This window comes from Acinetobacter sp. ANC 4169 (assembly GCF_002135355.1).
Taxonomy (GTDB): Bacteria; Pseudomonadota; Gammaproteobacteria; order Pseudomonadales; family Moraxellaceae; genus Acinetobacter.
This window is the reverse complement of the sequence record NZ_NEGE01000025.1, coordinates 1-24,198: the sequence shown is the minus strand read 5'-3', so window position 1 is coordinate 24,198 and position 24,198 is coordinate 1. Positions and strand designations below refer to the sequence as shown.

The following is a 24,198-nucleotide window of genomic DNA, read 5'->3' as shown; positions in this document are numbered from 1 at the left end:
ATGCAGAAGTATACGTACTTTCTAAAGAAGAAGGTGGTCGTCACACTCCATTCCTTAACGGTTACCGTCCACAATTCTATTTCCGTACAACTGACGTAACTGGTGCGATCCAATTACAAGAAGGCGTGGAAATGGTTATGCCTGGTGACAACGTAGAAATGTCAGTAGAATTGATCCACCCAATCGCAATGGACCCAGGTCTACGTTTTGCGATCCGTGAAGGCGGTCGTACAGTTGGTGCTGGTGTAGTTGCTAAAGTAACTGCATAATAGTAAAAGTTGAAATTACAGATCGGGAGCTTGGGTTCCCGATTTGTATTGTAGGTCAGTAGTTCAATTGGTAGAGCGTCGGTCTCCAAAACCGAATGTTGGGGGTTCGAGTCCCTCCTGACCTGCCATTTTTTTAAAAAAAAGCTTGATGCTGGTCAAATTGTCATATAATAAGTCGCGAAGCCTACGACGAGTACAAAAATGTCGAATGATAAATCGCGTGACGCCTTAAGCGAAGCGCCAATTCCACAAAGAAATAATTCTGCTGAAGTTGTTAATTCTGGTTCCCCGTTAGATATTGTTCTATGGGTTATCGCATTGATTTTACTCATTGGTGCGACCATGGTGGGTCAGTATTTACCAGCGTATTGGGCACCTGCCAATAATGTTTGGGTGCGCGTTGGGGTAATTTTGGCTTGTATCGTAGTGGCTTTAGGTTTATTATACGCCACCCATCAAGGCAAAGGCTTTGTTCGATTGTTGAAAGACGCTCGAATTGAGTTACGTCGCGTGACTTGGCCGACTAAGCAGGAAACAGTGTCCACATCTTGGCATGTTCTTGCTGTTGTTGTAATCGCTGCCATTGTTTTATGGTGTTTTGATTACATCTTAGGCTGGTTAATGAAGTTTTTTATCGGGTAAAAGAGCTATGAAACGTTGGTACATTATTCATGCCTATTCAGGTTATGAAAAACAAGTGATGCGTTCACTTAATGATCGAATCCAGCGTAGCGCTGTAGCCGATAGCTTTGGTGAAGTCCTGGTTCCTACCGAAGAAGTGGTAGAAATGAAGGATGGCAAGAAGCGTAAATCAGAGCGTAAATTCTTTCCTGGCTATGTGTTAGTCGAAATGGAAATGAATGATGATACCTGGCACATTGTTAAAGAATGTCCAAAAGTATTAGGCTTTATTGGTGGTACGGCTGAAAAACCGGCTCCAATTACGCAAAAAGAAGCTGATGCGATTCTTGCGCGTGTACGCAATACTGGTGAAGCACCTCGTCCTAAGACAATGTTTGAGCCAGGTGAAGAATTACTCGTTATTGATGGTCCATTCACCGACTTTAAAGGCGTGGTGGAAGAAGTTCTTTACGAGAAGTCACGTTTAACGTTGACAATCAATGTATTCAATCGTCCAACTCAGGTTGAGCTCGAATTTCGCCAAGTCGAAAAAGCGAACTAATTTAAGTTGGATTGAAGACGCCCGATTTGTTATGGATCGGGCATTGTTGTTGTAACGGTCTTGTTACATAAATAATGTTGGGGAGCCTAGCGGCGTTTGTACCCAGAGGTAATTTGAAATGGCTAAGAAGATTGACGGCTATATCAAGCTGCAAGTTCCAGCTGGTAAAGCGAATCCATCTCCACCGATTGGTCCTGCACTAGGTCAACGTGGTGTTAACATCATGGCATTCTGTAAAGAATTCAATGCTGCTACACAAAAAGTTGAAGCTGGTCTTCCAATTCCTGTAGTGATTACTGTGTACAACGACAAGTCGTTCACATTCATCATGAAAACTCCACCTGCTGCGATTCTTCTTAAGAAAGCTGCTGGTATTCAAAAGGGTTCAGCTGTACCTAACAAAACTAAAGTTGGTAAGTTGACTCGCGCTCAATTAGAAGAAATTGCGACTACTAAAGAACCAGATTTAACTGGTGCTGATTTAGACGCACGTGTACGTACCATTGCTGGTTCTGCGCGTTCTATGGGCTTGGAAGTGGAGCTATAAGACATGGCTAAATTAACTAAACGTCAAAAAGCCATTGCTGCTGCTGTTGAAGCAAACAAAGTTTACACTTTGGAAGAAGCAGTACAAGTTTTAACTAGCCTTCCTGCTGTTAAATTCAAAGAATCTTTGGATGTATCAGTAAACCTAGGTGTTGACCCTCGTAAATCTGACCAGGTTGTTCGTGGCGCGACTACACTTCCTGCAGGTACTGGTAAAACTGTACGTGTTGCTGTGTTTGCTCAAGGCGCTGCTGCTGAAGCTGCTAAAGCTGAAGGCGCTGACATCGTTGGTTTCGATGATCTTGCTGAAAGCATTCAAGCAGGTAACCTTGACTTTGACGTAGTAATTGCAGCTCCGGATGCAATGCGCGTTGTAGGTAAACTTGGTACGATTCTTGGTCCACGTGGCTTAATGCCAAACCCTAAAGTGGGTACTGTAACTCCTGACGTAGCTGGCGCTGTTAAAAACGCTAAAGCTGGTCAAGCACGTTACCGTGTAGACAAAGCGGGTATCATCCACGCTGCGATCGGTCAAGTTGGCTTTGAGGCTGCTGCTGTTCGTCAAAACGTTGAAGCTCTTGTAGCTGACCTTAAGAAAGCAAAACCTGCTACTTCTAAAGGTGTTTACATCAAAAAGATCACTTTAAGCTCAACTATGGGTCCTGGTCTTACTATTGATGTAGCAAACGTAACTAACTAAGTTTGACTTAGAAAAGAATTTTAAAGCCCTGAGTAAAAATCAAAGCGCTGCTTTGATTTTTACGCAAGACAGGAAATAAGCTTCACTCGAAGCATAGCTTCTCGTCTTGCGTGTCGGCAAAGCGTTACTTTGCTGATTCGCCACTCAGGCAAACTTTGAATTGATAAATATTTGTTTATCAGCGTCAAAGACCTCGGGCGAGGGGAGTTCTTCGGAGCTCACTTCTTAAAAGTCCAGTCCGAGTAGACGCGGTGGTGTGATTTGTTCATCCTCCGCGTGTAAATTTAGCAATAAATTTACGAATTGGGAGTGTGCTCGTTAGAGTGCATAAATCACCGTTAGGAGGTTTTACAATGGCTCTTCTTATCGAAGGCAAAAAACAGATCGTAGCTGAAGTAACTGAAGTTGCTTCTACTGCATTTGCTGCTGTTGTTGCTGACTACCAAGGTTTAACTGTTGAGCAATTAACTGCTCTTCGTGTTGAAGCTCGTAAGTTAGGTGTTGCTACACGCGTTGTACGTAATACTTTGGCTAAACGCGCTCTTCAAGATACTCAATTCAATATCTTGAACGATAACCTTGTTGGCCCAACAATCTTGGCTTTCTCAACTTCTGAAGACGACATGGGCGCAGCTGCTCGCTTGTTCGAAGAATTTGCTAAAACTAACAAAGCATTTGAACTTAAAGCTGCTGCATTTGACGGCAAACTTTATCAAGGTGCTGAAGTTAGCGTTATCGCGAATCTTCCGAACCAAGAAAAAGCACTTACTATGCTTGCCAATGTTCTTCAAGCTCCTATTTCGAAATTGGGCCGCTTACTTACAGCGCTTCAAGAGAAAAACGAGTCAGAAGCTGCATAAGCTTAAATCTATTTTCACACCATTCAATACCCATTTGGAGTTACTCTCATGGCTTTAACAAACGAAGAAATCCTAAACGCAGTTGCTGAAAAAACTGTTCTTGAACTTGTTGAACTTATTTCTGCTTTCGAAGAAAAATTCAACGTATCTGCTGCTGCTGTAGCTGTAGCTGCAGGTCCTGCTGCTGCTGCTGCTGAAGAACAATCAGAATTCAACGTTGAGTTGACTTCTTTCGGCGCGAACAAAGTTGCTGTAATTAAAGCAGTTCGTGAAATCACTGGTCTTGGCTTGAAAGAAGCTAAAGACATGGTCGAAGGCGCTCCTTCAGTTCTTAAAGAAGGCGTTTCTAAAGAAGAAGCTGAAGAACTTAAGAAAAAACTTGAAGAAACTGGTGCTACAGTTACTGTTAAGTAATTTCGATCGGGGTCTAATTTTAAATTGACCCCAAAAAATGGCTGATGGCTCTTGGGTCATCAGCCTTTTTGCGTTACAATTATCGGCTCGATTTTTGTTTGATTGATGTAAAAAACATCAATTACTATAATAAATCAATAATATCAAATGCTTACCAATATTTTTTATATTTGAAAATATTGCTAAGCGTTTTAATACCACTAAAAATTGCAGCATTTGTAAAAAGTGGTGGCCATATCGGCCTGTGTAATTCCTTCTAGGCTCGTTCTGCAGGCGAGCTTAGTTTACTTTCCGAGGACTCCAGATGGCATACTCATATACCGAAAAGAAACGGATCCGTAAGAATTTTGGTAAATTGCCTAGCGTCATGGATGCTCCGTACTTGCTCGCGATTCAGGTCGACTCGTACCGAACATTCTTACAAGATGGCAAAACACCAAAAAACCGCGAAGATATCGGTCTCCAAGCCGCATTTCGTTCAGTTTTTCCTATTGAAAGTTATTCTGGCAATGCTGCTTTAGAATTTGTTGAGTATAGTCTTGGTAAGCCTGAGTTTGACGTGCGTGAATGTATTTTACGCGGTTCAACTTATGCAGCACCAATGCGTGTGAAAATTCGTCTGATCATTAAAGATCGCGAAACTAAATCAATTAAAGACGTACGTGAACAAGAAGTGTACATGGGTGAAATGCCACTCATGACTGAAAACGGTACTTTTGTAATCAATGGTACTGAGCGTGTAATCGTATCTCAATTACACCGTTCACCAGGTGTGTTCTTTGACCACGATAAAGGCAAAACACATTCTAGCGGTAAAGTTCTTTATTCTGCACGTATCATTCCTTACCGTGGTTCATGGTTGGATTTTGAATTCGATGCCAAAGACCTTGTCTATGTTCGTATTGACCGTCGTCGTAAATTGCTTGCGACTGTGGTGCTTCGTGCGTTGGGTTATAGCAACGAACAAATCCTGGATATGTTCTACGAAAAAGTACCTGTGTATCTTGACATGGGTAGCTATCAAATTGACCTTGTACCAGAACGTCTGCGTGGCGAAATGGCGCAATTCGACATTGCTGACAAAGATGGCAAAGTGATTGTTGAGCAAGGCAAACGTATTAATGCACGTCACGTTCGTCAAATGGAAGCAGCGGGTCTTGAAAAACTTTCTGTTCCTGATGAATACCTGTACGAACGTATTGTCGCTGAAGACGTTGCACTACGTGACGGCGAAGTGATTGCAGCCAATACGGTATTGAGCCATGAAATCATGGTGAAATTGGCTGAAGGCGGCGTAAAACAATTTAACGTATTGTTCACCAATGACATCGACCGCGGTTCATTCATTGCTGACTCTTTACGTGCGGATACTACAACTGGTCGTGAAGAAGCACTTGTAGAAATCTACAAAGTAATGCGTCCAGGTGAGCCACCAACTAAAGAAGCTGCTGAAAACTTATTCAACAACTTGTTCTTCTCTTCTGAACGTTATGACTTGTCTCCAGTAGGTCGTATGAAGTTCAACCGTCGTTTGGGTCGTCCTTACGAAGTGGGTACAGACCAGAAGTCACGTGAAGTTGAAGGTATTCTTTCGAACGAAGATATCACTGATGTATTAAAAACATTGGTTGAAATCCGTAACGGTAAAGGTGAAGTCGACGATATCGATCACTTGGGTAACCGTCGCGTTCGTTCTGTTGGTGAAATGACAGAAAACCAATTCCGTGTGGGTCTGGTTCGTGTTGAACGTGCTGTTAAAGAACGTTTAAGCCAAGCTGAAACTGACAACTTGTCTCCGCAAGATTTAATCAATGCGAAACCAGTTGCTGCTGCAATCAAAGAATTCTTTGGTTCAAGCCAGTTGTCTCAGTTCATGGACCAAAACAACCCGTTGTCTGAAATTACACATAAACGTCGTGTATCAGCGCTTGGGCCTGGTGGTTTGACTCGTGAACGTGCGGGCTTCGAAGTACGTGACGTACATCAAACTCACTACGGCCGTGTTTGTCCAATTGAGACTCCTGAAGGTCCAAACATTGGTTTGATCAACTCACTTTCTGTTTATGCGAAATGTAATAACTTCGGTTTCTTGGAAACTCCATACCGTAAAGTTGTTGATGGTCGTGTAACAGATGACGTTGAATATCTATCTGCGATTGAAGAAGTAGGTACTGTCATTGCACAGGCCGATTCTGCAATTGATAAAGAAGGTAATTTAACAGAAGAATTCGTTTCTGTACGTCACCAAGGTGATTTCGTACGTATGCCTCCTGAAAAAGTGACGCATATGGACGTATCTGCTCAACAGGTTGTATCTGTTGCTGCATCACTTATTCCATTCCTTGAACACGATGATGCCAACCGTGCATTGATGGGTTCAAACATGCAACGTCAGGCAGTACCTACGTTGATCGCCGACAAGCCACTTGTTGGTACAGGTATGGAAGCAAACGTAGCGCATGACTCAGGTGTTTGTGTTCTTGCGAAACGTGGTGGTCGTATTGAATTTGTAGACGCGTCTCGTGTAGTTATTCGTGTCAACGAAGAAGAGATGATCGCGGGTGAAGCAGGTGTAGATATCTACAACCTGATCAAATATACACGTTCTAACCAAAACACTTGTATCAACCAAAAAGTTCTAGTGAAACTTGGTGATAAAGTGGGTCGTGGTGACGTTCTTGCGGATGGTCCATCTACGGATGGCGGTGAATTGGCGCTTGGTCAAAACATGCGCGTAGCGTTCATGACCTGGAACGGTTACAACTACGAAGACTCGATCTTGTTATCTGAGCGCGTTCTTCAAGAAGACCGTTTAACGTCGATTCACATTCAGGAATTGTCATGTGTTGCTCGTGATACCAAGTTAGGTGCAGAAGAAATTACTGCCGATATTCCTAACGTGGGTGAAGCTGCACTTTCTAAACTTGATGAATCAGGTATCGTTTACATTGGTGCTGAAGTCACTGCGGGCGACATCCTGGTAGGTAAAGTAACGCCTAAAGGTGAAACGCAATTAACACCGGAAGAAAAATTGCTTCGTGCAATCTTCGGTGAAAAAGCGGCTGACGTTAAAGACTCATCTTTACGCGTGTCTTCAGGTGTTAAAGGTACTGTTATTGACGTTCAAGTGTTTACACGTGATGGTCTTGAAAAAGATGAACGTGCTCAAGCAATTGAAAAAGCTCAGCTTGATGCTTACCGTAAAGACTTGAAAGAAGAATTCAAAATCTTCGAAGAAGCAGCACGTGAACGTATCGTTCGTTTGTTGAAAGGTCAAGAATCTAACGGTGGTGGCACAACTAAACGTGGCGATAAATTAACTGAAGATTTATTGGCTGGTTTAGAGCTTGTTGACTTGTTGGATATCCAGCCTGTTGATGAAGCAATCGCTGAACGTTTAACTCAAATTCAAGTGTTCTTGAAAGAGAAGAGCTTCGAAATTGACGAGAAATTTGCTGAGAAAAAACGCAAACTTTCTACAGGTGATGAATTAACAACTGGCGTATTGAAAGTTGTTAAGGTTTACCTAGCGGTTAAACGTCGCATCCAACCGGGTGATAAGATGGCGGGTCGTCACGGTAACAAAGGTGTTGTATCAAACATCTTGCCGGTAGAAGACATGCCACACGATGCTAACGGTGTTCCAGTTGACGTGGTACTTAACCCGCTGGGTGTACCGTCACGTATGAACGTGGGTCAGATTCTGGAAACTCACCTGGGTATGGCGGCGAAAGGTCTTGGCGAAAAAATCGACAAGATGATGCAAGAGCAGCGTACTGTACTGGAACTGCGTGAATTCCTGGACAAGATTTACAATAAAGTCGGTGGCGAACAAGAAGATCTTGATAGCTTGACTGACGATGAAATTTTGGCACTTTCAGGCAACTTACGTAAAGGTGTGCCATTGGCGACTCCTGTATTCGACGGTGCTGAAGAATCACAAATCAAGGATTTACTTGAGCTTGCTGAAATTCCACGTACGGGTCAAACGGTATTGTTTGACGGACGTACAGGTGAACGTTTCGACCGTCCAGTAACTGTAGGTTACATGTACATGCTCAAATTGAACCACTTGGTTGATGACAAGATGCATGCGCGTTCTACAGGTTCTTACTCTCTAGTAACGCAACAACCATTGGGTGGTAAAGCTCAATTCGGTGGTCAGCGTTTCGGTGAGATGGAAGTCTGGGCTCTTGAAGCATATGGCGCAGCTTATACGCTCCAAGAAATGCTTACTGTTAAGTCGGATGACGTTGAAGGCCGTACCCGTATCTACAAAAACATTGTAGATGGCAACCATTATATGGATCCGGGCATGCCTGAATCGTTCAACGTATTGACCAAAGAGATCCGTTCTTTAGGTATCAACATTGAACTGAAAAATGGTGACTAAGTAACCATTAATCCCCCCAGCCCCCTTTGAGAAAGGGGGAGTTCCCACTCCAAAAGAGTAGGAGCTTCCCTCCTTAGAAAAAGGAGGGACTGAGGGAGGATTGTTCAGTTAAAAAACAATATTTGTGACCCAGTCGAGAAAGTGAAAATCTTCCCGACACACGGAGAAAAAAATTGAAAGACTTGCTCGATATCATGCGCAAAAAGACGGATTCAGACGGTCATGCTCCTGTAGAGTTTGATCGCATCCGTATTGGTCTTGCGTCACCAGAAATGATTAAGTCATGGTCTCATGGTGAAGTTAAAAAACCTGAGACAATTAACTATCGTACGTTCAAACCTGAACGTGATGGTTTGTTCTGTGCCAAAATCTTTGGTCCAGTAAAAGATTACGAATGCTTGTGTGGTAAATACAAGCGTATGAAATACAAAGGCGTCATTTGTGAAAAATGTGGCGTTGAAGTAACAACTGCGAAAGTTCGTCGTGAACGTATGGGTCACATTGAGCTTGCTTCTCCAGTTGCACACATCTGGTTCTTGAAATCATTACCGTCTCGTATCGGTCTTCTTTTAGACATGACTTTACGTGACATCGAACGCGTATTGTATTTCGAATCTTACGTGGTAACTGACCCAGGTATGACTCCAATGGAGAAATACCAGCTTCTTAATGATGAAGAATACTTCACAGCCTTAGAAGAACATGGCGATGAATTCAGCGCGAAAATGGGTGCAGAAGCCGTTCAGGACTTGTTGAAAGACATCGATCTTGAAGCTGAAATTTCACGCCTGCGTGAAGAAATTCCAAACACAACTTCAGAAACCAAGCTGAAAAAAGCGTCGAAACGTTTGAAGTTGATGGAAGCGTTCAAAGAGTCAAACAACAAACCAGAATGGATGGTATTAACTGTATTGCCAGTTCTTCCACCAGATCTTCGTCCGTTGGTTCCTCTTGAAGGTGGTCGTTTCGCGACTTCTGACTTGAACGATCTTTACCGTCGTGTGATTAACCGTAACAACCGTTTGAAACGTCTTCTTGACCTTGCTGCTCCAGACATCATCGTACGTAACGAAAAACGTATGTTGCAAGAGTCTGTAGATGCATTGCTGGATAACGGTCGTCGTGGTCGCGCAATCACAGGTTCGAACAAACGTCCTCTTAAATCTTTGGCCGATATGATCAAAGGTAAACAAGGTCGTTTCCGTCAAAACTTATTGGGTAAACGTGTCGACTATTCAGGTCGTTCGGTTATTACTGTAGGTCCGACTTTACGTTTGCACCAATGTGGTCTTCCTAAGAAAATGGCACTTGAATTGTTCAAACCATTTATCTTTGCGAAACTACAAGCATCTGGTCAAGCTACAACCATTAAAGCTGCGAAGAAAATGGTTGAGCGCGAAACGCCGGAAGTTTGGGACGTTCTTGCTCACGTGATCCGTCAACATCCAGTGATGTTGAACCGTGCGCCAACACTTCACCGTTTGGGTCTTCAAGCATTTGAACCGACCCTGATTGAAGGTAAAGCGATCCGTCTACACCCACTCGTATGTGCTGCGTTCAACGCCGACTTCGATGGTGACCAAATGGCGGTACACGTACCATTAACACTTGAAGCTCAGTTAGAAGCTCGTGCGTTAATGATGTCGACCAACAACATTTTGTCTCCAGCCAACGGTGAACCAATCATCGTACCGTCTCAGGACGTTGTCTTGGGCTTGTATTACATCACGCGTGATGCAATCAATGCCAAAGGTGAAGGCATGGTGTTTGCGGATACTGATGAAGTAAACCGTGCATTGGCGACTGGTCAAGTGAACTTGCACGCTCGCGTAAAAGCACGTGTACACCAGACTGTAATTGATGAAGATGGTAACCGCGAACAGCAAACCATTATTGTTGATACGACTCCTGGTCGTTGCTTACTTTGGGAAGTTGTTCCTGAAGGTATGGACTTCCAGCAAATTAACGTTGAGATGACCAAAAAGAACATCTCTAAGTTAATCAACTCTTGCTACCGTAAATTGGGTCTGAAAGATACCGTTATCTTTGCTGACCAGTTGATGTACTTGGGCTTCCGTCAAGCGACTCGCTCTGGTGTATCTGTTGGTATGGAAGACATGCTGATTCCACCAACCAAATATACGATTATCGAAAAAGCAGAAACTGAAGTTCGTGAAATTGAACAACAGTTTGAACAAGGCTTCGTAACTGCTGGTGAACGTTATAACAAGGTTGTCGATATCTGGGCACGTACCAACGACCAGGTAGCGAAAGCGATGATGGACAACTTGTCTTTCACCACTGTTAAAAATAAACAGGGCGAAGACGAGAAACAAAAATCATTCAACTCGATCTACATGATGTCTGACTCGGGTGCCCGTGGTTCCGCAGCTCAGATTCGTCAGTTAGCGGGTATGCGTGGTTTGATGGCGAAACCGGATGGTTCGATCATTGAAACCCCGATTAAAGCGAACTTCCGTGAAGGCTTGACGGTACTTCAGTACTTCATTTCAACACACGGTGCGCGTAAAGGTTTGGCCGATACAGCACTTAAAACAGCAAACTCTGGTTACTTGACTCGTCGTCTTGTAGACGTAGCGCAAGACTTGGTTATTACCGAGCCTGATTGCGGTACTTTAGGCGGTCTTGTAATGACTCCGTTCATTCAGGGCGGTGACGTAATCGAGAACTTGGGTACTCGAGTATTGGGTCGTGTTGTTGCAGAAGATGTGAAGAAAGTCGGTTCTGACGAAGTGATTCTTCCACGTAATACTTTAATCGACGAAAAAATTGCTGCCTTCCTTGAAGAAGCAGGTGTCGATGAAGTTAAAGTACGTTCAGTGGTAGCTTGTGAATCTACATTTGGCGTATGTGCGAAATGTTATGGTCGTGACCTTGCTCGCGGTCACTTGGTGAACCCAGGTGAATCTGTGGGTGTAATGGCTGCTCAATCAATTGGTGAGCCAGGTACACAGTTAACCATGCGTACGTTCCACGTGGGTGGTGCTGCGAGCCGAACATCTGCTGCAAACAGCGTACAAGTTCGTAACAAAGGTACAGTACGTTTCCACAACGTGAAAACAGTACAACATGCCAAAGGTCACTTGGTATCGACTTCACGTTCAGGTGAGATCGGTATTGCGGATGATTTAGGTCGTGAACGCGAACGCTATAAACTTCCTTACGGTGCATCTATCTTGTTGAAAGATGGTGAAGCTGTTGAGGCAGGCGGTATCGTAGCGACTTGGGATCCACATACACATCCATTGGTTACCGAAGTTGCCGGTAAAGTACGTTTCAGCCAAATTGCTGATGGCGTAACTGTGACATCGAAAACTGATGATGCAACGGGTATGACTACAATCGAAATCTTGCCAGTGACTTCACGTCCTGCGTCAGGTAAAGATATGCGTCCAGCGGTTGTATTGGATACAACTGATGGCGGCGAACAGTTCTACTTCTTGCCACAAAATACCATTCTTTCTGTCCGTGATGGCGAAACGATTGGTGTCGGTGACGTTATTGGTCGTGTACCACAAGAAACTTCACGTACCCGTGATATTACCGGTGGTCTTCCACGCGTAGCTGACTTGTTCGAAGCACGTAAACCGAAAGAGCATGCAATTCTTGCTGAAATTTCTGGTGTTGTAAGCTTCGGTAAGGAGACTAAAGGTAAGAACCGTCTTGTGATTACTCCGGATGACGGCTCTGAGATCTACGAAGAGCTTATTCCGAAATGGCGTACCATTAACGTGTTCGAAGGCGAGCATGTGAACCGTGGTGAAACCATTTCTGATGGTCCGCAAAATCCACACGACATCTTGCGTTTGAAAGGTGAAGTGGCGTTGACCAACTACATCGTGAACGAAGTTCAGGATGTATACCGTCTGCAAGGTGTAAAAATCAACGATAAACACATCGAAGTGATCGTGCGTCAAATGTTGCGTAAAGTTGACATTACTGACGGTGGCGATACAAGCTTCATCAAAGGCGAACAAGTGGATTACATCCGCGTTATGAGTGAGAACCAAGCCGTTCTTGCACAGAACAAGTTCCCGGCGAAGTTTGAACGTCAATTGATGGGTATTACCAAAGCATCGCTTTCTACTGACTCGTTCATCTCTGCTGCATCGTTCCAGGAAACAACTCGTGTGTTAACTGAAGCGGCTGTAACAGGCAAAGAAGATGATCTACGTGGCTTGAAAGAAAACGTTGTTGTGGGTCGTTTGATTCCAGCGGGTACAGGTTTGGCTTACCACTTGGAACGTCGTCGTCAAGAAGCAGAAGCTGCAGAACATGCACTGGTAAATGACTTCTCTGATGTAGACCAAGCATTAAGCCAGGCATTTAGCGATGAGTTTAACGGTCTGTAATTAGTCCTTTAAACTAGTCAAAAAAAAGCCACCTTCGGGTGGCTTTTTTTATGAGCTTCCATTTATGGACATATTCCGGAATTTGAGAAGAGATCAAATGATTCGAGTAAAAATAGGATTTTAAATATTGCTCACCTAATGCATAGATTTAATGAGATCGTATTCAACTTATCTAAATGCTTGATTAATGGGTTTGTATAAATTGATTTACGGCTTGTGTATATGGATTGTTTTTTCCCAGTGATTTATTGATTTCAGCATGCGAAAGCGGGACAGGTAATAACTGGGCTTTAGTCCCGAATTTCTGTGCCTGTTGAATAAATTGCTGTGCCTGAGTACATGGTTGGTCTGGACGAACCGTTGAACAAACAGCGAGAAATGCAGGTAAAGCTTGGTGGAGTTGTGATGTGGGAGAAAGGGCTTTCCAGTTTAAGGGCTGATTACCAAAGGCTCGATCATAAAAACCTGCATGCCGAGACCGCATAATTTTTTCTACATTATAAGCGGCGCTGTCTAAAGCAATCGTAGCACGCCAAGACTGAGGCTGTGATACCAGCCAAAGGGGACGTGTTGTTAGTAAGCTGACTAGATGTGCACCAGAGGAATGTCCCATGAGGACTAACCGTTTGGAGTCAGCATGCCAATGATGAGCTTGATTTTGAATATAAATGAGTGCTTCAGCGATATCTTGTGTTTGTTGTTGTATTGACACATCAGGAAGTAATCTATAGTTGATGGAAATAAAAATCCAATCTTGTTTGGTCCAATAATCAATTTTATTTTTTACCACTGCAGCATTATTTTTATCACCTATGGTCCAAGCCCCGCCATGAACCATAACGATGAGCGGGGCTGGCTTTTCCTCTGTTAGAGGTTGGGCTGGAAAATATACATCCATCACTTGCTGAGGGTGCTGTCCATAAGGAATATTTTTCAAAGATTTAGCTTTAGTCAGGGAATTTGTATCGAAATCATTGGGATATGTTGATGGATTGAAGCAAAGCAATGTCAATATCGATAAAACAAGGTTTTTCATCCTGACTCTCCTGCAACTTTAAGTACTACAGCATTTTAAAATTTTTGTTATAAGCTAATTGATCGCTTGGAATACTTTTCTTTGAAATTCTTTTAGCTTGAAAATATGTCATTAAACATAGGGTATTTATACAACAGCAGCAATGCCGAATTGTTTATGTTAGGCAAATAAAGCCTGCATTGATTTAATATCTTAACAAGATCAATCGTATCTACATTGATGACGAGCCATCAGTGATGGAGCATTTAGAAAAAAGGATATTTTGACTATGTTCAGGTGGGCAAGAAGGCCGCAATGGTAAAGAACCAGGAACAGTTAAAATTTCACAAGATCCATTTTACTCAGCAATATAGACATCTTCGGGTGTCTTTTTTTATTTTATATAAGTGAAAATTAACGCTTTCCTCAAGTGTTATTATTTTTTATAGTGAAAGTAGAACAATAGATTTTTTTTATTTAATTTAGAAACTTAAAAATTTAATGGGGGTAAAACGTATGAAATTTTTACAACAGGGTTTGGTACTTGCTGTTCTTTCCGCTTCATTTACTGCCATGGCAGCACCAATGCCAAATAGTATTATTGTTGAAGATAAAGCAGTGGTTCCCATATTAAAAACTGAAGTGATTCGTCGAGTGGCAGGACAAGAGCCAAAACGCAGTGTAGATGCCACCATCTTTGAAGTGACCAATCAGGGTAAGGATATTATTGCCCGTGAAATCCATTTGGAAGATAACCAGGCTCAATTTTCTGAAAAGCAGCTGTCTATTCCAGTGATCCAAAAGGGCGGTGTCATTGTGCCCACCTCAAAAATTGAATTGAATACCACTATAAAGCAAGAAGGCAAAGTTCTTTCCCAAACCAAGAAAATTGATGCAGAAGGTGTGGAGTTTAAATCCGGACAAGCCCCAATTCATCGTACCTTAAAGCTGGATCAGAAAAAGAATTTAGGCCAAAACACTCAAACTTCACATGCTGTTTTGACCGAAAATGGAATAACCACCAAAGATATTGTGGTACTACATGAAGACGAATAAGCTGCAATAAAAAAGTCCTGATTTTTTTTGGCTTTTTACATAACGCTGCATTTTCACTGTAATGGGTAACATTTTAAGGTCATTGCGTACACAAAATAAGCATAAGCTGAAAGAATGAAAAAAGGAGAGAAATCCCATGAAAAAGTTAATGAGCGTGATGGCAGTGGCAACCTTGTCAACTTTTATGCTGGTGGGTTGTGATTCGATGTCTCCAAGAGATCAACGTATTGGCGCGGCTGCATTGGGTGGTGCCGTTGGTGGTGGAGTAGGGAATAAAGTGGGTGGTGGCATTGGTGCAGCAGTTGGTGGTGGTGCCGGCGCAGCAGTCGGTAGTAAGACCCAAGGCGGTTCTAACCGTAATGCTACTTATAGCGGTATAGGCGGTGCCATTGGTTCTGCTGTGGGTAAAGGCGTGTTTGGTGGTAATGCCGGAGCTGCCATTGGTGGAGCGATTGGTGGCGGTGCAGGTGCTGCAATCGAACAGAAAAAACGTTAATTGACGTTTAGAACTTAAATAAAAGCGCTTGTTGATCAGGCGCTTTTTTATTATTTGCGGCTGGCCTTTGGTTTTTTGCGGCGGATGTATACCGTTTTTTGTACCTCGGCGATACATACGCCTGCTTCATCAAAAATATTTAAACTATAGTTTCGGTATGCTGGCGCATGATTTTCAGTCAGTTGCTTAATCTGATCAATCTCTGTGGAATCTAGACGAATATCCGCATAGACCGTACTACGGCCTGGTGACAGAAATTGTATAGATGCTGATTTATCCCAAACTATATATTTTGAACCCAGATGATGCATCAAAATCAGCATATAAAAAGGATCGACCATCGAATATAAGCTGCCACCAAAATGTACCCCGACCACATTTTGATTTTTACGCGTTAACGGCATTTTGATGCGAATATGAGAATTCGCCAGATCGACCTTATCAATCTCAATTCCTGCACCGCGGTATGGTGCATAACGATTTAATAAAAATTTAGAAATGGCAGGAATTGTCTGTAGTTTTTTTAAAAGGCTCATTTTGGTCAATTGTTTTTTTATGGCTTCAGAACATACTAAAACAGAATGATCAGGGTGGCATTGATCACATTGCCCAGACTCTGCAATAAATAGTCAATAAAAGAATAGGATAACAATACATGCAAGCTCAAACACAATGGGTTGCTACCTCGGATCAGCAGCGTCTTTATGTCAAAACCTGGGGTAATGAGGCAAAACCGGCTTTAGTGCTGGTTCATGGTTATCCCGATAATCAGGAAGTTTGGGAGCCGGTGATTCAGCAGCTGATAGAAGATTTTTATGTACTGACTTATGATGTACGCGGTGCCGGTAAATCATCCATTCCAAAACGAATTCGTGACTATAGTTTGGCACAGTTGTCGCTCGATTTAGAAAGTGTGGTCAATGTCGTGTTGGGTGATCGGGCATTTCATCTGGCAGCCCATGATTGGGGTTCAATCCAGTCTTGGGAATCGGTGACTGAAGCCAGATTTAGCCACAGGATTCTGTCCTATACCACCATTTCTGGCCCGTGTTTAGATCATGCAGCTTTTTGGATGCATCAGCAATTTAAACAAAATAAGCCCAAATTTTTCAAACAACTGGCTAAATCCTGGTATATCGCTGTTTTTCAGTTGCCATTGCTTGCTCCAACAGTCTGGCATTTTTTTAGCGCTGAAAAATGGGGCAAAGTTTTGCAGCAGTTAGAACATCAAAAAGACTTGCCTAGCAATACTCATATTGCCTCTGATGGAAAGCATGGAGTCGGGCTATATCGTGCCAATTTCCTTCCACGTTTAACCATGCCACGTCGACGTTTTGCCATTTGTCCGGTACAAGCCATCGTGCTGAAACGGGACAATTTTGTCAGTCCTGAACTGATTGATGAAGTGCCAAAATGGGCAGAAAATTTTCAACGCGTTGAGGTGGATGCCAATCACTGGGCGATTTTAAGTCAAGCTGAATTAGTCGCAGAATATATCAAAGCATTTGCCTTAAAAAATAATTGAATAGAGATTCTTTATTTAAATTTTAATTAAAATCAATAATTTGATGATTTATTGCGAAGCCGATTTATTTACAGTTTCAAAAGAGCGAATCTGATAAAATAACGGCTTTTTCATCTTCCTCAAAATTTCCATGAATGCAGTAGTAATTGCGATTGCCGTGATGTTTATACTTTCACTGGCGCGAGTTTCTGTTGTCTTGACTTTGGTCATTTCAGCAATTATTGGGGGCCTGGTTGCAGGTCTAAGTTTGTCAGATACTGTAACCGCATTTAATGCGGGGCTAGGTGATGGGGCAGAGGTTGCCCTGGCTTATGCGGTATTGGGTGCCTTTGCTTTAGCCTTGTCAAAATCAGGCTTGCCTGATCTTTTAGCACATAAGCTGATTGGTTTATTGGGTGCTGAAGCAAGCCATCAATCGACCCGAAAAGTGAAATATTTACTGTTAAGTATTTTACTCGTTGCGGCCATTTTCTCTCAAAACCTTATTCCTGTGCATATTGCCTTTATTCCGGTACTGGTTCCACCTTTACTTAAAGTGATGAATCACATGAATCTGGACCGTCGTGCGGCAGCATGCGTACTGACCATGGGTCTAGTCGGAACGTATATTTTTCTTCCAGTCGGTTTTGGTTCAATTTTCCTTGAACAAATTTTGATGGGCAACATCAATAAAATTGGTACGGCCTATGACTTGCATGTAGAGCGCTGGATGATGCCGATGGGCATGGCCATACCAGTGTTCGGTATGCTGATGGGTACCCTGGTTGCGGTGTTCTTTAGCTATCGTAAACCACGTCATTATATTGACCGTGCAGTGGCTCAGGTCACAATCATTGATTTGGACAAGCCAATTCGCGCAGGTGAGGTGAAGCTGGCAGCTGATTCCCAAGAACTGCAGCAACAAGCCGAACAGGTTCCCGTCATTGCGAAAAAAACCATGCTGATGGCCTTGCTGGCTATTGTACTGACGCTGATCGCGCAACTGTATTCAGGCTCGATGATTTTGGGTGGACTGGTCGGTTTCGCAGTGCTGTCTGCTGCCGGTATTTTTAAATGGCAAGAGGCGGATGATGTCTTTGTTCAAGGCATGCGCATGATGGCACTGGTTGGCTTTATTATGATTTCTGCGGCGGGTTTTGCTTCAGTGATGACCCATACCGGTGACATCAATAGTCTGGTGAATGGCGTGGTTCAGCTGATTGGTGACAATAAAGCCTTGGCTGCTTTCCTGATGCTGTTTATTGGTTTGTTTGTGACCATTGGGATTGGTTCATCATTCTCCAGTGTGCCGGTATTGGCGGTGATTTACGTACCGCTTTGCGTACAATTCGGTTTCTCTCCATTGGCCACTGTGGCACTGATTGGTACCGCTGCAGCGTTGGGTGATGCCGGTTCTCCAGCTTCAGATTCAACTTTAGGGCCAACAGCCGGTCTGGGTGTGGATGGTCAGCATGATCATATTTGGGATACGGTGGTTCCGACTTTTATCCATTTTAATATTCCATTATTGGTGTTTGGCTGGATTGCAGCAATGGTGCTTTAATTGAATTTTTAATTCATTTTATTGCTAATTTTAAAATATGTATTTAAAATAAATGTTATTAAATAATTAATATAATAAAACCAAGCAATATACTTGGAATATAATAATAAACCTGATTAACTTGGTTGGTATTTAAAACCAACCAAGTTGGTCAGTTTAAAATAAATAATCAATAATTTCATATGTTTATAAATAAATAAAATCTTAAATAATTAATGCCTATTGCATATTATTAATATGCATGTTTATTATTAATTAATGTTTGAAAATTATTGTTATTATTCTTCCATAGGGTTTTAAAAATGTTAAAGCAAGTTGCTCTTATTACATTATTGGGGATGTCTGCTTCTGCGATGGCAGGCGATTGGCAAGTAAAATTCGGTGGTTCTGTATTGGCTCCACAAAATGATGACAACGGTACATTGAATGTGCCTGTGGGTGGTGTAGTAACACCATTGAAAGCTGAGGTGAGCAACGAATTCAACTTCACCCCTTCAGTAGAATATTTCTTTGCGAATTCACCTATTTCACTGGAACTATTATTGGCATTACCTTTTGAGCATGATGTAAATATCGGTCCAATTGAAGATGCTGCTTCTTTCAAGCATTTACCGCCAACAATTACCGCAAAATATAATTTCAAAAACTCAACACGCTTTACGCCATATGTAGGCGTGGGTGCGACAGTGGTTGTACCTTGGGATGAAAAATTATCTCAAACAACGAAAGCTGCAACGGGTGCAGAGAGCTTGGATGCCGAAGTAGCCTATGGCGTAGCGGGTCAAATTGGCTTCAATTTCCAACCAGCTGATGCTAAAAATTGGGGTGTTTTTGTAGATGCTCGCTATGCAGATGTGAAAACTGAATTAACTGCAAAAACAGCAGATGGCACTAAAGTAAAATTAGGTGACCTTGAGGTAAATCCTTGGGTTTACACCATTGGTTATAGCTACAAATTCTAAAACCAAGACTAAAACTAAAATAACAAATCAGCGTCAAAATCCCCATCTCTGATGGGGATCTTTTTATTTACTCATTCAGTCACAATAAATCACACAAATTGAGCATTTTAGTTCTGTTTAATCATTAAAAATATGCTTAAGTTAATCGTCTACAATAAGCTAAAAGAGTAAGAAGAATCATGAAATTAGTCACTTTATATGGTGGGGTCTTTTTTAGTTTTTTGATGGGATCTGCATCTGCTGCCAGTTTTAATTGCGACAAGGCACGTACTGCTACAGAACATGCAATTTGTGATCATCGCGCGATTAATGATGCTGATGTGAAAATGGCCACCACCTACCAGATGATTAAACGTTTGGTACCGATGGGAACACGCGGAGTCATTCAGGATGAACAAGTCAAATGGTTACAGTTGCGCGATCAATGTGGCAATTCAAGCCGCTGTTTAACTGAAGTTTATAAAATGCGCCAACAAAAACTGGATTTGTATATGGAACGCGTCTATCAACAGGGTCCTTTTTAAGAAAAATTTATTTAGTCCTATTGAAAATTCGCTAACTCACTCCATTCATTAAGCATCCAATAAAAACTGTGTAATGAATTTAAGGAGTGATTTATGAGTGAACACAGCGCACAAAAACATAGTTTCCAGGCTGAAGTAGCACAGCTATTACACTTAGTGACGCATTCTCTCTATTCAAACCCTGAAATTTTCCTGCGAGAACTGATCTCGAATGCTTCGGATGCCTGCGATAAGCTGCGTTTTGAAGGGATTAATCATCCTGAATATTATGAGAATGACCCCGACTTGCATGTACGTGTCAGTCTGGATAAAGAGAATAAAACCCTCACCATTTCGGATAATGGTATCGGCTTAACCCAACAGGAAGCCATTGATAACTTGGGTACCATTGCCAAATCCGGTACCAAAGACTTTATGTCTAAACTATCTGGTGATCAAAAGTCAGATGCGCAATTGATTGGCCAGTTTGGGGTAGGTTTCTACTCAGGCTTTATTGTGGCCGAAAAAATTACCGTAGAATCACGTCATGCAGCTGCCGATATCACTGACGCAGTACGCTGGATCAGTAGCGGTACAGGTGATTTCGAAGTTGAACAAATCAATAAGGCTTCACGTGGAACAGATATCATTTTGCATTTGCGTGACAATGCCATTGAGTATTTAGAATCTTATAAAGTTAAGCAAATTATCAATAAATACTCTGACCACATCAGCTTGCCGATTGAAATGCAAAAAGAAATCTGGCAGCAAGAAGAAGCGGCTGAGGGTGAAGAAGCTAAGCCGGGTCAGATGGTGAAAACAGATGAATGGGAAGTAATTAACTCTGCCAGTGCGCTCTGGACCCGTAATAAAAATGAGATCACCGAAGATCAATATATCGAGTTCTACAAGAACTTAAGCCATGACTTTGATGCGCCTTTGGCCTGGACGCATAACCGTGTAGAAGGCAGTACCGAATACACCCAGTTGCTATATGTGCCAAGCAAGGCGCCTGGCAACCTCTTTACCCGTGAAGCCAAAGCCGGCATCAAGCTGTATGTAAAACGCGTGTTTATTATGGATGAAGCGGATAACCTGATTCCAAACTATTTGCGTTTTGTGCAAGGGGTAGTGGATAGTGCCGATCTTCCGCTCAATGTTAGCCGTGAATTGCTGCAAGAAAGTCGTGATGTCAAAACCATTCGTGAAGGAAATGCCCGCCGTGTGCTGACCATGCTGGATGGTCTGGCAAAATCTGAAGATGAACAGGATCAGGAGAAATTCAAAACGTTCTATGCTGAATTTGGTTCAGTACTTAAAGAAGGCTTGGGTGAGGACTTGGGTAACCGTGAACGTATTTTAAAATTATTACGTTTCTCGACTTCAAGCAATGATGAAGTTTCAACTTCATTGAGCGATTATAAGGCACGCATGAAAGAAGGTCAGAAGGCCATTTATTATGTAACTGCTGATAGTCTGGCTGCTGCAAAAAATTCGCCGCAACTGGAACTGTTCAAGAAAAAAGACATTGAAGTGCTGTTAATGGCAGACCGTGTAGATGAGTGGGCAATGGAATTTGTACATGAATTCGATGGTACACCTATGCAGAATGTGTCTAAAGGCGCCGTGGACTTGGGTGATCTACAGGATGCTGAAGAGAAGAAAGCCCTGGAAGCAGCAGCTGAACAGTTTAAACCTGTCGTAGATAAGCTTTCAGATGCACTCAAAGCCAAAACCCAACAAGTGCGGGTGACTACGCGTCTAGTCGATTCACCTGCATGTTTGGTGACAGGTGAGGGTGAACTTTCGCCCCAATTGATTCGTATGTTGAAACAGGCGGGTCAGGCTGTGCCTGAGTCGAAACCGATCTTGGAAATTAACCCGGAACATCCTTTGGTCAAAAAGCTTGAAGGCTCAAATCAGTTTGATGATTTGGCTAATGTGATTTTTGATCAGGCCGTGATTGCCGAGGGTGGTCTACCGGAAGATCCTGCTGCCTATGTTAAACGTATCAATAGCTTATTGTTGAAATAAGTACGCTTTGCTGTGCAATAAAAAAACCTCCTTCGGGAGGTTTTTTTATTGCAGTAAAATATATTTTCCAACTTTTGGAATGGGGCATTTAGAACAATGCTTCCATACGCAGCGATGCCCCAAGGAAATGACTGCGATCTTCACGATGGTCATTCAGATAGTTTAAATCGCCCTGTAGAAAAAACCATTCACGCACGAAAGGTTGTCGCCATGAAATATAGGGTCCCCAACTGTTCAGGCGCAGGTCATTATTGTTATAAAAACCGCCGGTATAGAGGCCATAGGCAAAACGGTTATTATGGAAAAACTGATGTTGTCTAAACAGATAATTATCCCAGCTTAAGTCGTCATCTTGCTGATCTGCATAGGTCAGACTGAACTGATTGGACAAAAATGCCTGATTCGGACGTGAATGTGAGAGTTCCAGATTGGTTCTTAAGTAGTTATCACTCTGTATCCCATAGCGGTAAATCTGTTCAGCATGGAATCTGAAATCATTTTCCAGTTGCCAGTCTCTGGAAGCCTTAAGCCGTAAATAAATATCATCTCCTGAACGAACCCCTAAATCCAGATCGGTCTCAAAAGGAAGACGCTTGGAAAAATCAGACCAACGCAGGGCTAAAGAGCTATTACTTTCTCGCGTCCGTTCACGGTCTAAAGTTTTACTACTGCTGCTATCCGGATTTTCATCGGTAATGGCCACATTATTTTTCAGTTCGTTATCCAAAGAGTCATCACCAAATATGAGGCTGACTTTACGTTCTAAGGTCGGAAGTTTAATTTTTCCGCGCAGACGCGGCTTAATTTCATAACCATCATGTTTATTCCAGCTGTTATCGATAATCAGGCGGAGGGTGGCTGAAGCTGGATCATTCGGATCGGTTTCCCCAAACCAGTTATCTATTTTATGTGAGCTACGGTCGGTCCAATTCCGGATTTCATATTGTTTGCGATCTAGCCAGCTTTGCTTTTCAGTGGCTTGCATGGGAGGAACAATCACTTCATCCGACTGTTGCGGTAAAAAAGTCGGTATGGCATCAATCCAGCTTGGAATCTGATAGAGCAAATTAAAATCTGTTTCTGTATGTTTTGCTTGATCTGCCCCGGTTTCAGCCAAGTTTGACCAGCTGACAGTAGACATTAATCCAGACACCAACACACATAAGAGTGGCTTTAATATAGATAATTGTTTTTGCCGCATATCCTTGCTCTTATATTATCTGATACTGTCTAGTCTGGTAAAAATCCGGACTAAAAAGCAAGCTTTGGCTACAAAAAATAAAAACTTAATCTGAAATATGTTTTTGAATCTCTTTATATAATTCCCGACAATCCACTGGGGAATTGAATTGGGCAATAATCATCTGAATCATTTGCCAGCTAATTCCGTGATGGCGTTCTAATAAAAAATAAGGATAAGCCGATTCTGTCTTTGACAGGGCTAAACGTTTTTGCCCGTGAATGATCCGTATTTTTTGCCGTTCTTTGAGTAAAAGTAGCGGAGTTTTAATATCGGCAGCACTTTCTTCAAACTGAATAATTTTTTGGGTCTGAATCAGTTGTGCAGGAATAAACGGAATATAGTTTTCGTCATGCCAAATGCAAATGGCCCTATGTGTATAGATCTCAAACAGCAATTCAATGTCGGTAAAATGATCGGCCAAGTCTAACCAGTAAATCTGCTTAATTGCAGCCATAGCATGCTGGGAAGGAGCATTAAATACTTGCATTAACCTCAGAGCCTGCATCTGGTCTTCTGCACCCAATAAAGCCAGATATTTAATAAAATGACCTTGCTCATTGATCTGTTCTGCCAGATAAATCGGGCGTTGTTGCCAGGTTTCTATATCTGCACCATACAACAGTAAATCTACATGCTGGTAAAGTTCAGGCAGACCAGGAATGTCTAAACTGTATAGCTGTGGTAGGGAAGTATCTTCGCTATGCAGTGAATGCAGATGCGCCACGTATTGATTAAGTTCCAGGGTTTCTGGAATTTCCTTAATTGCAGGGGCTTGATCTGCTGTATTTTTTATATCCGTCTCAGCGAGAGGAGAATCAGCAATGAGCTCTGCTACGAAAGCAGGCTGCTGGCTTTGCTGCATAGAAACATCAGTTACTGTTTGATCTTGCTTTGCATCAATCTCAGCGATGAATTGCTCACTCGAATTTGATTCTTTATTTAGAGCAATGATTTGAAATTCATCAGCAAATACGGTTAGATTTGTCTCGGTCTCGGTCTCGGTCTCGGTCTCGGTCTCGGTCTCGGTCTCGGTCTCGGTCTCGGTCTCGGGCTCGGTTTCGGTCTCGGGTTCGGGCTCGGGTT

General features: G+C 42.5%; 18 protein-coding genes, 1 tRNA gene and 2 pseudogenes. 17 read left to right on the top strand and 4 right to left on the bottom strand.

Features of this window, described 5'->3' with window-relative positions; genetic code table 11:
- The 10 genes and pseudogenes from B9T26_RS15130 to rpoC form a co-directional block, all read left to right on the top strand.
- Positions 1–269, top strand: a pseudogene (locus B9T26_RS15130) (elongation factor Tu); the annotation flags it as partial.
- Between the two features lie 52 nt (positions 270–321).
- A tRNA-Trp gene (locus tag B9T26_RS15125) sits at positions 322–397 on the top strand.
- Between the two features lie 73 nt (positions 398–470).
- Positions 471–911, top strand: coding sequence for a preprotein translocase subunit SecE (gene secE / locus B9T26_RS15120; RefSeq protein WP_086200472.1), 441 nt, complete (start codon positions 471–473; stop codon positions 909–911).
- Positions 912–918: 7 nt separating this feature from the next.
- Positions 919–1,452, top strand: a complete 534-nt coding sequence (gene nusG / locus B9T26_RS15115) for a transcription termination/antitermination protein NusG (RefSeq protein WP_086197255.1) — start codon at positions 919–921, stop codon at positions 1,450–1,452.
- A 118-nt stretch (positions 1,453–1,570) separates the two neighbouring features.
- Positions 1,571–1,999, top strand: a complete 429-nt coding sequence (rplK, locus tag B9T26_RS15110; protein ID WP_004868049.1) for a 50S ribosomal protein L11 — start codon at positions 1,571–1,573, stop codon at positions 1,997–1,999.
- 3 nt (positions 2,000–2,002) lie between these two features.
- Entirely contained in the window at positions 2,003–2,698 is a 696-nt protein-coding gene (rplA, locus tag B9T26_RS15105) for a 50S ribosomal protein L1 (protein ID WP_086200471.1), read from the top strand.
- Between the two features lie 353 nt (positions 2,699–3,051).
- Positions 3,052–3,558: a 50S ribosomal protein L10 gene (rplJ, locus tag B9T26_RS15100; protein ID WP_086175348.1), complete on the top strand. Its 507-nt coding sequence runs from the start codon at positions 3,052–3,054 to the stop codon at positions 3,556–3,558.
- 48 nt (positions 3,559–3,606) lie between these two features.
- Positions 3,607–3,972 (top strand): 50S ribosomal protein L7/L12, encoded by a 366-nt coding sequence (gene rplL, locus B9T26_RS15095; RefSeq protein ID WP_086200470.1) that lies wholly within the window; start codon positions 3,607–3,609, stop codon positions 3,970–3,972.
- 304 nt (positions 3,973–4,276) lie between these two features.
- A complete protein-coding gene (gene rpoB / locus B9T26_RS15090; protein WP_086200469.1) occupies positions 4,277–8,365 on the top strand; it encodes a DNA-directed RNA polymerase subunit beta in 4,089 nt (1,362 codons plus the stop codon).
- 173 nt (positions 8,366–8,538) lie between these two features.
- Positions 8,539–12,738: a DNA-directed RNA polymerase subunit beta' gene (gene rpoC / locus B9T26_RS15085; protein ID WP_086200468.1), complete on the top strand. Its 4,200-nt coding sequence runs from the start codon at positions 8,539–8,541 to the stop codon at positions 12,736–12,738.
- Between the two features lie 184 nt (positions 12,739–12,922).
- On the opposite strand, the gene B9T26_RS15080 is transcribed toward rpoC, so the two are convergent.
- Entirely contained in the window at positions 12,923–13,774 is an 852-nt protein-coding gene (locus tag B9T26_RS15080; protein ID WP_086200467.1) for an alpha/beta hydrolase, read from the bottom strand.
- Between the two features lie 495 nt (positions 13,775–14,269).
- On the opposite strand from B9T26_RS15080, the gene B9T26_RS15075 reads away from it, so the two are divergent.
- Both B9T26_RS15075 and B9T26_RS15070 read left to right on the top strand, forming a co-directional pair.
- Entirely contained in the window at positions 14,270–14,809 is a 540-nt protein-coding gene (locus B9T26_RS15075) for a hypothetical protein (RefSeq protein ID WP_086200466.1), read from the top strand.
- A 136-nt stretch (positions 14,810–14,945) separates the two neighbouring features.
- On the top strand, positions 14,946–15,305 hold the full coding sequence (locus B9T26_RS15070) for a DNA transfer protein p32 (RefSeq protein WP_086200465.1): 360 nt from the start codon (positions 14,946–14,948) through the stop codon (positions 15,303–15,305).
- A gap of 50 nt (positions 15,306–15,355) precedes the next feature.
- Here B9T26_RS15070 and B9T26_RS15065 read toward each other — a convergent pair whose 3' ends face one another.
- Positions 15,356–15,841 (bottom strand): DUF4442 domain-containing protein, encoded by a 486-nt coding sequence (locus tag B9T26_RS15065; RefSeq protein ID WP_086200464.1) that lies wholly within the window; start codon positions 15,839–15,841, stop codon positions 15,356–15,358.
- A gap of 119 nt (positions 15,842–15,960) precedes the next feature.
- Here B9T26_RS15065 and B9T26_RS15060 point away from each other — a divergent pair, with 119 nt between their 5' ends.
- From B9T26_RS15060 to htpG, 5 genes are all read left to right on the top strand, one after another.
- Positions 15,961–16,830, top strand: a complete 870-nt coding sequence (locus tag B9T26_RS15060; protein WP_086200463.1) for an alpha/beta fold hydrolase — start codon at positions 15,961–15,963, stop codon at positions 16,828–16,830.
- Positions 16,831–16,960: 130 nt separating this feature from the next.
- Positions 16,961–18,373 carry a Na+/H+ antiporter family protein gene (locus B9T26_RS15055; protein ID WP_086200462.1) on the top strand — a complete coding sequence of 471 codons (1,413 nt, stop codon included), beginning with the start codon at positions 16,961–16,963 and terminating at the stop codon, positions 18,371–18,373.
- A 302-nt stretch (positions 18,374–18,675) separates the two neighbouring features.
- On the top strand, positions 18,676–19,335 hold the full coding sequence (locus tag B9T26_RS15050) for an OmpW/AlkL family protein (protein WP_086200461.1): 660 nt from the start codon (positions 18,676–18,678) through the stop codon (positions 19,333–19,335).
- 179 nt (positions 19,336–19,514) lie between these two features.
- Positions 19,515–19,859 carry a lysozyme inhibitor LprI family protein gene (locus B9T26_RS15045; RefSeq protein ID WP_086200460.1) on the top strand — a complete coding sequence of 115 codons (345 nt, stop codon included), beginning with the start codon at positions 19,515–19,517 and terminating at the stop codon, positions 19,857–19,859.
- 93 nt (positions 19,860–19,952) lie between these two features.
- Complete coding sequence (htpG, locus tag B9T26_RS15040) at positions 19,953–21,872, top strand: molecular chaperone HtpG (protein WP_086200459.1); 1,920 nt, start codon at positions 19,953–19,955, stop codon at positions 21,870–21,872.
- Between the two features lie 88 nt (positions 21,873–21,960).
- On the opposite strand, the gene B9T26_RS15035 is transcribed toward htpG, so the two are convergent.
- Together B9T26_RS15035 and B9T26_RS15030 are read right to left on the bottom strand one after the other, a co-directional pair.
- A complete protein-coding gene (locus B9T26_RS15035; RefSeq protein ID WP_086200458.1) occupies positions 21,961–23,073 on the bottom strand; it encodes a hypothetical protein in 1,113 nt (370 codons plus the stop codon).
- 85 nt (positions 23,074–23,158) lie between these two features.
- A pseudogene (locus tag B9T26_RS15030) lies at positions 23,159–24,198 on the bottom strand (hypothetical protein); the annotation flags it as partial.

Coding starts and splice junctions, on each gene's coding strand:
- rplK (WP_004868049.1), top strand. CDS start 1,571: ATGGCTAAGAAGATTGACGGCTATATCAAGCTGCAAGTTCCAGCTGGT.
- rplJ (WP_086175348.1), top strand. CDS start 3,052: ATGGCTCTTCTTATCGAAGGCAAAAAACAGATCGTAGCTGAAGTAACT.
- secE (WP_086200472.1), top strand. CDS start 471: ATGTCGAATGATAAATCGCGTGACGCCTTAAGCGAAGCGCCAATTCCA.
- B9T26_RS15045 (WP_086200460.1), top strand. CDS start 19,515: ATGAAATTAGTCACTTTATATGGTGGGGTCTTTTTTAGTTTTTTGATG.
- nusG (WP_086197255.1), top strand. CDS start 919: ATGAAACGTTGGTACATTATTCATGCCTATTCAGGTTATGAAAAACAA.
- htpG (WP_086200459.1), top strand. CDS start 19,953: ATGAGTGAACACAGCGCACAAAAACATAGTTTCCAGGCTGAAGTAGCA.
- B9T26_RS15050 (WP_086200461.1), top strand. CDS start 18,676: ATGTTAAAGCAAGTTGCTCTTATTACATTATTGGGGATGTCTGCTTCT.
- B9T26_RS15080 (WP_086200467.1), bottom strand. CDS start 13,774: ATGAAAAACCTTGTTTTATCGATATTGACATTGCTTTGCTTCAATCCA.
- rplA (WP_086200471.1), top strand. CDS start 2,003: ATGGCTAAATTAACTAAACGTCAAAAAGCCATTGCTGCTGCTGTTGAA.
- B9T26_RS15065 (WP_086200464.1), bottom strand. CDS start 15,841: ATGAGCCTTTTAAAAAAACTACAGACAATTCCTGCCATTTCTAAATTT.
- rplL (WP_086200470.1), top strand. CDS start 3,607: ATGGCTTTAACAAACGAAGAAATCCTAAACGCAGTTGCTGAAAAAACT.
- B9T26_RS15055 (WP_086200462.1), top strand. CDS start 16,961: ATGAATGCAGTAGTAATTGCGATTGCCGTGATGTTTATACTTTCACTG.
- B9T26_RS15060 (WP_086200463.1), top strand. CDS start 15,961: ATGCAAGCTCAAACACAATGGGTTGCTACCTCGGATCAGCAGCGTCTT.
- B9T26_RS15035 (WP_086200458.1), bottom strand. CDS start 23,073: ATGCGGCAAAAACAATTATCTATATTAAAGCCACTCTTATGTGTGTTG.
- B9T26_RS15075 (WP_086200466.1), top strand. CDS start 14,270: ATGAAATTTTTACAACAGGGTTTGGTACTTGCTGTTCTTTCCGCTTCA.
- B9T26_RS15070 (WP_086200465.1), top strand. CDS start 14,946: ATGAAAAAGTTAATGAGCGTGATGGCAGTGGCAACCTTGTCAACTTTT.
- rpoB (WP_086200469.1), top strand. CDS start 4,277: ATGGCATACTCATATACCGAAAAGAAACGGATCCGTAAGAATTTTGGT.